This window comes from Streptomyces sp. NPDC058880, assembly GCF_042742535.1.
GTDB lineage: Bacteria > Actinomycetota > Actinomycetes > Streptomycetales > Streptomycetaceae > Streptomyces.
Window position 1 is genome coordinate 1 of sequence record NZ_JBHYMC010000119.1, and the last position, 8379, is coordinate 8379.

The following is an 8379-nucleotide window of genomic DNA, read 5'->3' on the forward strand; positions in this document are numbered from 1 at the left end:
GCCCGGTGACGGTCACCGGCACCGGGCCGGCCGGCCCCTCCCCGATGTCGCCCTGCCGCGAGGTCCGGCATGCCCGGACCTCCTCCGGCGCCCCCTCCAGCACCCCCGGCGCGAGGCAGCGAGGTCCCGAAAGCAGCCGTGGAGACCGGGCGGCCGCATCCGCTGCGGCCCGACCCCGACGTGCCGCGGTTCGCCCGCGGCGCTTCCGGTCGGCCGCCGGTGCGTGGCGGGGCGGCCTGTGTCCCGCCGCCGCAGGGGCCGCCCGGCGACCGGTCACCCGGCCGCCGCCCTCCACGGTCCGAGCCCCAGCCTGCCGGTGTTCCCGAGGTCGACCGGCCGGGCGAGCCGGAGCCGCAGCCGGGGCGCGCCCGGGCGGGGCTCGACCTCCACGACCGGCGCCGTCACGGCCCCCACCGCCGCGTCGGTCACCAGATTGCGCCACACCATCGACACGGTCGCCGCCCGGCCCGGCGCCAGCGTCACCCGCTGCGGCGGCGCGTCGATGTCCGGCGCGCCCGAGGTGATCCCCGCCGCGCCGTGCTGGACCGAAACGTCCACCGGTTCGTTGCGGCCGTCCCACAACGACACCTGCGGGTATCCCTCCAGCACGTACGGCTCCGTGCCGCAGTTCTCCAGTCGGAAGCCCGCCACCCGCAACCCCATCGCCGCGTTCCCGTCCGTCTCCACCAGCCGTACCCCGCCCTCCGGGCACGTCCCGGCGGACGCGGACGGCGGTGCGGACACCGTCCCGCCCGGCCGCTCCGCCGCCCGCACCGGCCCCGGCGCGGGCGGCGGAGCCGGCGGGGTGGAGCACCCCGCGACCCCCGCCACCACGCCCGCCACGCCCACGGCCACCACGTTCCGCACCCACCGCTTCGCGATCATCCGCCGAGCCTACGGCGCCCCCGCCGGGCGGTGCCCGATCGGTACGGGCGGGCCACCCGTCCCGGATTGGCCCGCCCGCGCGGCCGGCCCGGGTCCTACCGTGCCTCCATGGACCGCACGCTCGCCGCCGACCTCGCCCGGCTCCCCGACCTGCTCGACGCCACCCGCCGCGCCGCCGCCGAAGCGCTCGCCGCCCTGGACGGACGCGTCGTCGTACCACCCGCCCCGGAGCCGCCGGCCCCCGAACCGCTCCCCGGGCCCGGCACCGGCACGGAGAGCGCACTCGCCGCGTTCCGCGAACGCTGGGAACCACGGCTGTCGGCCTCCGCAGGCCCCCGCTACTTCGGCTTCGTCACCGGCGGCGCCACCCCCGCGGCGCTCGCCGGGGACTGGCTCACCGCAGTCCACGACCAGAACTCCAACTCCTCGATGGACGGCGCCGGCCAGGACCTCGAACGCGAGACCGTGGGCTGGCTCCGCGAGCTGTTCGGTCTCTCCGACGCGCACACCGGCACCTTCGTCAGCGGCGCCACCATGTCCAACACCACCGGCCTCGCCATCGCCCGCGAATGGCTCGGCGAGCGCCTCGGTGTGTCCCCGGCCGAGGACGGCGCCGCATCCCTCGGCCCGGTCCGCGTCCTGTCCGGCGCCCCGCACTCCTCCATCGCCAAGGCCCTCTCCTTCCTCGGCCTCGGCCGCAGCTCCCTCGTCCGGGTCCCGACCCTGCCCGGCCGGGAGGCCGTCGACCCCGCTGCCCTCGACCGGGCGCTGGCCGACACCCCCGGCCCGGCGGTGGTGGTCGCCAACGCGGGCACCGTCAACACCGTCGACTTCGACGACCTCCCCGCCCTCGCCGCACTCCGCCCGCGCCACGACTTCTGGCTGCACACCGACGCCGCCTTCGGCGCCTTCGCCGCGCTCTCCCCGGACCACGCGCACCTCACCGAAGGCCTCGACGCCTCCGACTCCGTCTGCGTCGACCTGCACAAGTGGCTCAACGTCCCCTACGACAGCGCCGTCCAGTTCACCCGCCGGCGCGACCTGCAGGCCCGCGTCTTCCAGAACTCCGCCGCCTACCTCGGGCCCCTCGGCGAACACCCCGACCTCGTCCACCTCACCCCGGAGAACTCCCGCCGACTGCGCGCCCTCGCCGCCTGGTTCACGCTGCGCGCCTACGGCCGACAGGGCCACCGGGAGATCGTCGAGCGCAACATCGCCGGCGCCAGGGCCCTGGGCGCGGCGCTGGAGGAGGACTCCGCCTTCACCCTCCTCGCCCCCGTCCGCCTCAACGTCGTCTGCTTCACCCTCGCCCGAGACCCCGACCCGGCGCGTCTGACCGCACTGCGCGAGGCGCTGTCCGCCGAGGCGTTCGTCACCCCGACCGTCTACGAGGGAACCGCAGGGCTGCGCGCCGCGTTCTCCAACTGGCGTACGACGCAGGCAGATGTCCACAGGACGGTCCGGGCCCTGCGCGCGGCGGCGAGGGAGATCGCATGACGAGCAGTTCCCTGACCCTCCAAGAGGTCGAGGCCCTGGCGCGCGGTGCGCACGAGGGCCGGACCGACAAGGCCGGCAGGCCGTACGCCGAGCACCTCGCGGCCGTCGCGGAGGGGGTGCGCGTCCGCGGCGGCACGCCCGAACAGCAGGCGGCGGCCTGGTTGCACGACGCGATCGAGGACGAGGCGCTCAGCCTCACCTGGCTGGATTCCGCCGCTCTCCCGCAGTCCGTGAAGGACATGGTCCTCGCCGTCACCAAGCGGCCCGGCGAGCCCGTCGAGAGCTACGCGGCCCGCATCCTGGCCACCCCGGGCGCCCTGCTCGTCAAAGAGGCCGACCTCGCGCACAACGCCGACCCCGTACGTCTCTCCGTACTGGACGGCCCCACCCGCGAACGACTGTCCGTGAAGTATGCGTATGTCCGTTCCCTCCTGGGCCTCACTGCCCCCTGAGCCCCTTCGCTCACGGCCGTTGGCGAAAACGGAACAGCGGCCTTTCGTCACGGGGCGTATGACTGTGGTCCGTTGGTGGGAGGATGGTCCATGTGGGGGCATTCTCGGCCGTGCGCCCCCGGCCGACCAGGGGACGACCGAAGGTGTGATCAGAAGTGGCCATTTCGCTGTCAGTGGTGGTTCTGTTGGGGGTCATCCTGGTGGTGCTGATCCGTGGCAACCACATCAAGACGGGCCCCGCCATCGTCGCGGCCCTCTTCGGTTTCTTCCTGGCGTCCAGCTCGATCGCGGACGACGTGAACCGTTTCCTCAACTCCCTCGCGACGATGATCGCGAACATCAGGCTCTGAGGCCCGGCGGCATGACGCCGCAGGGCGCCCGGGTCGCCGCCCCGAAGGGGCCGGGCCCGCGGACCCGGGAGCGGAATCCCCGGCAGGCGGCTGCGGGGGCCGGTGCGCCGCACCCGCCCGTGCCGTACCCGGGCCCGGGAACGACCAAGGGCCAGGTCGAGGAAACGTCCTCTGACCTGGCCCTTCGTGCTTGAGAGCGGGCGACGGGAATCGAACCCGCGTAGCTAGTTTGGAAGACTAGGGCTCTACCATTGAGCTACGCCCGCATTGCGTGCGCCGCAGGTCCTGGGACCGCGGCACGGACAGCATCCTAGCGGGTCGTTCCGGCCGCGTGCACACCACATTCCGTGCCCGCGCCGACGCCTGTCCGAAATGGCTCTGGAAACACCGCGCATCAGAGGGTCTCCGGGCATGTACCCTACGTGTCGCACCGACGGGGTGTGGCGCAGCTTGGTAGCGCGTCCGCTTTGGGAGCGGAAGGTCGTCGGTTCGAATCCGGCCACCCCGACCACCACAAGATCGCGTTGTGGGCTGATTGCCGCTTGCGGCTACTATGCAAGCTGCGTGCCCGTGTGTCTGATGTACCGGGCCGAAGTCCGCCGGGCCGCTGATTCCAGCGAGACGGCAGATCCCCCAGCAGTCAGCCACAAGGAGACCGAACCGTGAAGAGCGCCGTTGAGACCCTGAACCCGACGCGGGTTCGGCTCACTGTTGAGGTGCCCTTCGAGGAGCTCAAGGACAGCCTCGACGCGGCGTACAAGAAGATCAACCAGCAGGTCACGGTGAAGGGCTTCCGCAAGGGCAAGATCCCCGCCCGCGTCATCGACCAGCGCTTCGGCCGCGGTGCGGTGCTGGAGGAGGCCGTCAACGACGCCCTCCCGAAGTTCTACACCGAGGCCGTCAACGAGGCCGACCTGAACCCGCTGGGCCAGCCCGAGGTCGACATCACCGAGCTGAAGGACGGCGAGCTGCTGGCCTTCACCGCCGAGGTCGACGTGCGTCCCGAGATCGAGATCCCGGACTACTCGGGCATCGAGGTCGAGGTCGACGCCATCGAGGTCTCCGACGAGGACGTCGAGAAGTCCGTCGAGCAGCTGCGCAACCGCTTCGCGTCCACCAAGGACGTCGAGCGTGCCGCCGCCGAGGGTGACGTCGTCACGCTCGACCTGGAGGCCAAGGTCGACGGCGAGGTGCTGCCCGACGGCGTCGCCTCCGACGTCTCCTACACGATCGGCTCGGGCGAGCTGCTCGAGGGCATCGACGAGGCCGTCACGGGCCTGGAGGCCGGCGGCGAGGCCACCTTCACCTCCCAGCTGAAGGGCGGCTCCGCCGAGGGCAAGGACGCCGAGGTCACCGTCAAGGTCTCCAAGGTCTCCGCCAAGGAGCTCCCGGAGCTGGACGACGAGTTCGCCCAGATGGCCAGCGAGTTCGACACCCTTGAGGACCTCAAGGCGGACAGCCGCAAGCGCCTCGAGAACATGAAGCAGTACGACCAGGCCACGCAGGCCCAGGAGCGCGTCCTGGAGAAGCTGCTGGAGCTCGTCGAGGTGCCGATCCCCGAGAAGCTGCTCGAGGACGAGGTCAACACCCGCAAGCACAACCTGGAGCACCACCAGCTCGGCCAGATGGGTCTTGACCTGGCGAAGTACCTGGAGTTCCAGGGCAAGACGGTCGAGGAGTTCGACGCCGAGACCAAGGAACAGGCGATCAAGGGCATCAAGACCCAGTTCGTCCTGGACGCCCTGGTCAACAAGGAGAAGCTGGGCGTGAACCAGGAGGAGCTCACCGAGCACCTCATGCGCCGTGCCTCCTCCTCCGGCATGTCCCCCGACCAGTTCGCCCAGGCCGTCGTCGAGGGTGGCCAGGTCCCGATGCTGGTCGGCGAGGTCGCCCGCGGCAAGGCCCTCGCGGTCGTCGTCGAGGCTGCCAAGGTCGTCGACACCAACGGTGACGTCGTGGACCTCTCCGACGAAGAGGACGAGGTCGAGACGGCCGCCGAGACCGTCGAGGCCGCCGTCGACGGCGACGACGAGGTCAAGGCCGACGAGGCCAAGTAACACCCCGGGCGAAAGCCCGCTGAGCAGTGCCCCGAAGGGCCCGGACGCGACCTGCGTCCGGGCCCTTCGGCGCGGTTCCCGCGCCGCCCGCACACCGTTTCCGCGCGGCCCCCACGGGGCCGCCGGAGCTTGCGCTCCGAGCGAACAGTTCGGGAAGCGGGATGGCGTTGTCCGACCTGCGCGTTAGGGTCCATGAATACGAGGGCACGTGAGTATCCGGGCGCCGGCGGACCAGTCCGCTCCGGCTGCACCGCGCCCCAGAACGAGACGCTGAGACGGCACATGGCCGTCGGAGACGAGCAGGTGGATACGTGACGAATCTGAAGCCTTACGCCGCGGGTGAGCCGTCCATCGGTGGCGGCCTCGGCGACCATGTCTACAACCGGCTGCTCGGCGAGCGCATCATCTTCCTCGGCCAGCAGGTCGACGACGAGATCGCGAACAAGATCACTGCGCAGCTCCTGCTTCTGGCCGCCGAGCCGGAGAAGGACATCTACCTCTACATCAACAGCCCCGGTGGCTCGGTGACGGCCGGCATGGCCGTCTACGACACCATGCAGTACATCCCCAACGACGTCGTGACCATCGGCATGGGCATGGCGGCCTCGATGGGGCAGTTCCTGCTCACCGGTGGCGCCAAGGGCAAGCGCTTCGCCCTGCCGAACACCGACATCCTGATGCACCAGGGCTCCGCCGGTATCGGCGGCACCGCGTCGGACATCAAGATCCAGGCCCAGTACCTGCTGCGCACGAAGCAGCGGATGGCCGAGATCACCGCGTTCCACTCGGGCCAGACCGTCGAGGCGATCATCCGCGACGGTGACCGCGACCGCTGGTTCACCTCCGAGGAGGCCAAGGAGTACGGCCTCATCGACGAGATCATCTCGGCCGCGTCCAACGTTCCGGGCGGCGGCGGCACCGGGGCCTGATCCCCGTAGCCACCCGTCAGTACCCGGCAGCCGACAGCCCGCAGAACGCCACCAGGATGGTGAACACCCAGATGCAGAACAACTTCTCCGCGAGCGGCCTCTACTCCGGCCCGCAGGTGGACAACCGCTATGTCATCCCGCGCTTCGTCGAGCGCACCTCGCAGGGCGTGCGTGAGTACGACCCGTACGCGAAGCTCTTCGAGGAGCGCGTGATCTTCCTCGGCGTGCAGATCGACGACGCCTCGGCCAACGACGTCATGGCGCAGCTGCTGTGCCTGGAGTCGATGGACCCGGACCGCGACATCTCGATCTACATCAACAGCCCCGGCGGCTCCTTCACCGCGCTGACGGCGATCTACGACACGATGCAGTTCGTGAAGCCGGACATCCAGACGGTCTGCATGGGCCAGGCGGCCTCCGCCGCCGCGGTCCTGCTCGCCGCCGGCACCCCCGGCAAGCGCATGGCCCTGCCCAACGCCCGCGTGCTGATCCACCAGCCCTCCGGCGGCACCGGCCGCGAGCAGCTCTCGGACCTGGAGATCGCGGCCAACGAGATCCTGCGCATGCGCGACCAGCTGGAGACCATGCTGGCCAAGCACTCGACGACGCCGATCGAAAAGATCCGCGACGACATCGAGCGCGACAAGATCCTCACGGCCGAGGACGCCCTCGCGTACGGCCTGATCGACCAGATCATCTCCACCCGCAAGAGCAACAAGCTCTGACCCTTGCCGCCAGTTGGCGCGGGCACACCGCCGGATTCGGCGATGTGAACCACGTCAAGGGGGCCCCGCACGGGGCCCCCGGCAAGGTACCGTCGGATATGAGGCACCAGGAGCGCTGAACCAGGCGTCTCCCAGGCGAAGGGGAAGCACCTCGTGGCACGCATCGGTGACGGCGGCGACCTGCTCAAGTGCTCGTTCTGCGGAAAGAGCCAGAAGCAGGTGAAGAAGCTCATCGCAGGACCCGGTGTGTACATCTGCGACGAGTGCATCGACCTCTGCAACGAGATCATCGAAGAGGAGCTCGCGGAGACCTCCGAGGTCCGGTGGGAGGAACTCCCCAAGCCCCGCGAGATCTACGAGTTCCTGGAGAGCTACGTCGTCGGCCAGGAGCCGGCGAAGAAGGCGCTCTCGGTAGCGGTCTACAACCACTACAAGCGGGTCCAGGCCGGCGAGAACGGCGGCGCGCAGGGCCGCGAAGACGCCATCGAGCTCGCGAAGTCCAACATCCTGCTGCTGGGTCCCACGGGCTCCGGCAAGACGCTCCTCGCGCAGACCCTGGCCCGCATGCTGAACGTCCCGTTCGCCATCGCCGACGCGACGGCGCTGACGGAGGCCGGGTACGTCGGCGAGGACGTCGAGAACATCCTGCTGAAGCTGATCCAGGCCGCCGACTACGACGTCAAGAAGGCCGAGACCGGGATCATCTACATCGACGAGATCGACAAGGTCGCCCGCAAGAGCGAGAACCCGTCGATCACGCGCGACGTGAGCGGCGAGGGCGTGCAGCAGGCCCTGCTGAAGATCCTGGAGGGCACGACGGCTTCGGTGCCGCCGCAGGGCGGCCGCAAGCACCCGCACCAGGAGTTCATCCAGATCGACACGACGAACGTGCTCTTCATCGTGGGCGGCGCCTTCGCCGGCCTGGAGAAGATCATCGAGTCGCGTGCCGGCGCCAAGGGCATCGGCTTCGGGGCGACGATCCGCTCCAAGCGCGAGATCGAGGCCAGCGACCAGTTCCAGGAGGTCATGCCGGAGGACCTGGTGAAGTTCGGGATGATCCCCGAGTTCATCGGCCGTCTCCCGGTCATCACCTCGGTCCACAACCTGGACCGCGAGGCCCTGCTCCAGATCCTCATCGAGCCGCGCAACGCGCTGGTTAAGCAGTACCAGCGACTGTTCGAACTCGACGGTGTCGAGCTGGACTTCGAGCGCGAGGCGCTGGAGGCCATCGCGGACCAGGCGATCCTCCGCCAGACGGGCGCCCGCGGCCTGCGCGCCATCATGGAAGAGGTCCTGATGTCGGTGATGTACGAGGTCCCGTCCCGCAAGGACGTGGCCCGCGTGGTCATCACGGCGGACGTGGTCCGCTCCAACGTCAACCCGACGCTGGTCCCGCGCATCGTCCCGAAGGACCAGGGCCCGCACGAGAAGTCGGCCTAGCCGCACGGCAGTACGCGAAAGGGGCGCCCCGGCCGGGGCGCCCC

Annotated in this window: 8 protein-coding genes and 2 tRNA genes; 8 read left to right on the forward strand and 2 right to left on the reverse strand. The window is 70.3% G+C overall.

The window, feature by feature from the left end:
* Positions 1–273 precede the first annotated feature (273 nt).
* On the reverse strand, positions 274–885 hold the full coding sequence (locus ACFW2G_RS32685) for a DUF4232 domain-containing protein (protein WP_052030864.1): 612 nt from the start codon (positions 883–885) through the stop codon (positions 274–276).
* Positions 886–993: 108 nt separating this feature from the next.
* On the opposite strand from ACFW2G_RS32685, the gene ACFW2G_RS32690 reads away from it, so the two are divergent.
* From ACFW2G_RS32690 to ACFW2G_RS32700, 3 genes are all read left to right on the forward strand, one after another.
* Positions 994–2382, forward strand: coding sequence for a pyridoxal phosphate-dependent decarboxylase family protein (locus ACFW2G_RS32690; RefSeq protein ID WP_384456458.1), 1389 nt, complete (start codon positions 994–996; stop codon positions 2380–2382).
* Positions 2379–2834 (forward strand): HD domain-containing protein, encoded by a 456-nt coding sequence (locus tag ACFW2G_RS32695; RefSeq protein WP_384456461.1) that lies wholly within the window; start codon positions 2379–2381, stop codon positions 2832–2834. Before ACFW2G_RS32690 ends, ACFW2G_RS32695 begins: the two co-directional genes overlap by 4 nt.
* A 155-nt stretch (positions 2835–2989) precedes the next feature.
* Positions 2990–3184: a hypothetical protein gene (locus tag ACFW2G_RS32700; RefSeq protein WP_384456464.1), complete on the forward strand. Its 195-nt coding sequence runs from the start codon at positions 2990–2992 to the stop codon at positions 3182–3184.
* A gap of 195 nt (positions 3185–3379) precedes the next feature.
* Here the strand turns inward: ACFW2G_RS32700 and ACFW2G_RS32705 are convergent.
* A tRNA-Gly gene (locus ACFW2G_RS32705) sits at positions 3380–3450 on the reverse strand.
* A gap of 168 nt (positions 3451–3618) precedes the next feature.
* Between ACFW2G_RS32705 and ACFW2G_RS32710 the strand changes: the two genes are divergently transcribed.
* From ACFW2G_RS32710 to clpX, 5 genes are all read left to right on the forward strand, one after another.
* Positions 3619–3695: transfer RNA gene (locus ACFW2G_RS32710), tRNA-Pro, on the forward strand.
* A gap of 151 nt (positions 3696–3846) precedes the next feature.
* Complete coding sequence (tig, locus tag ACFW2G_RS32715) at positions 3847–5241, forward strand: trigger factor (RefSeq protein WP_037923720.1); 1395 nt, start codon at positions 3847–3849, stop codon at positions 5239–5241.
* Between the two features lie 311 nt (positions 5242–5552).
* Positions 5553–6170: an ATP-dependent Clp protease proteolytic subunit gene (locus ACFW2G_RS32720; protein ID WP_030760907.1), complete on the forward strand. Its 618-nt coding sequence runs from the start codon at positions 5553–5555 to the stop codon at positions 6168–6170.
* A 56-nt stretch (positions 6171–6226) separates the two neighbouring features.
* On the forward strand, positions 6227–6895 hold the full coding sequence (locus tag ACFW2G_RS32725) for an ATP-dependent Clp protease proteolytic subunit (RefSeq protein ID WP_030649987.1): 669 nt from the start codon (positions 6227–6229) through the stop codon (positions 6893–6895).
* Positions 6896–7048: 153 nt separating this feature from the next.
* Positions 7049–8335 (forward strand): ATP-dependent Clp protease ATP-binding subunit ClpX, encoded by a 1287-nt coding sequence (gene clpX, locus ACFW2G_RS32730; RefSeq protein ID WP_030840753.1) that lies wholly within the window; start codon positions 7049–7051, stop codon positions 8333–8335.
* Positions 8336–8379: the final 44 nt, after the last annotated feature.

What these genes read in the sequence shown, in the direction of transcription:
- ACFW2G_RS32685 (WP_052030864.1), bottom strand. Translation starts at nt 885, where the DNA reads ATGATCGCGAAGCGGTGGGTGCGGAACGTGGTGGCCGTGGGCGTGGCG.
- ACFW2G_RS32690 (WP_384456458.1), top strand. Translation starts at nt 994, where the DNA reads ATGGACCGCACGCTCGCCGCCGACCTCGCCCGGCTCCCCGACCTGCTC.
- ACFW2G_RS32695 (WP_384456461.1), top strand. Translation starts at nt 2,379, where the DNA reads ATGACGAGCAGTTCCCTGACCCTCCAAGAGGTCGAGGCCCTGGCGCGC.
- ACFW2G_RS32725 (WP_030649987.1), top strand. Translation starts at nt 6,227, where the DNA reads ATGGTGAACACCCAGATGCAGAACAACTTCTCCGCGAGCGGCCTCTAC.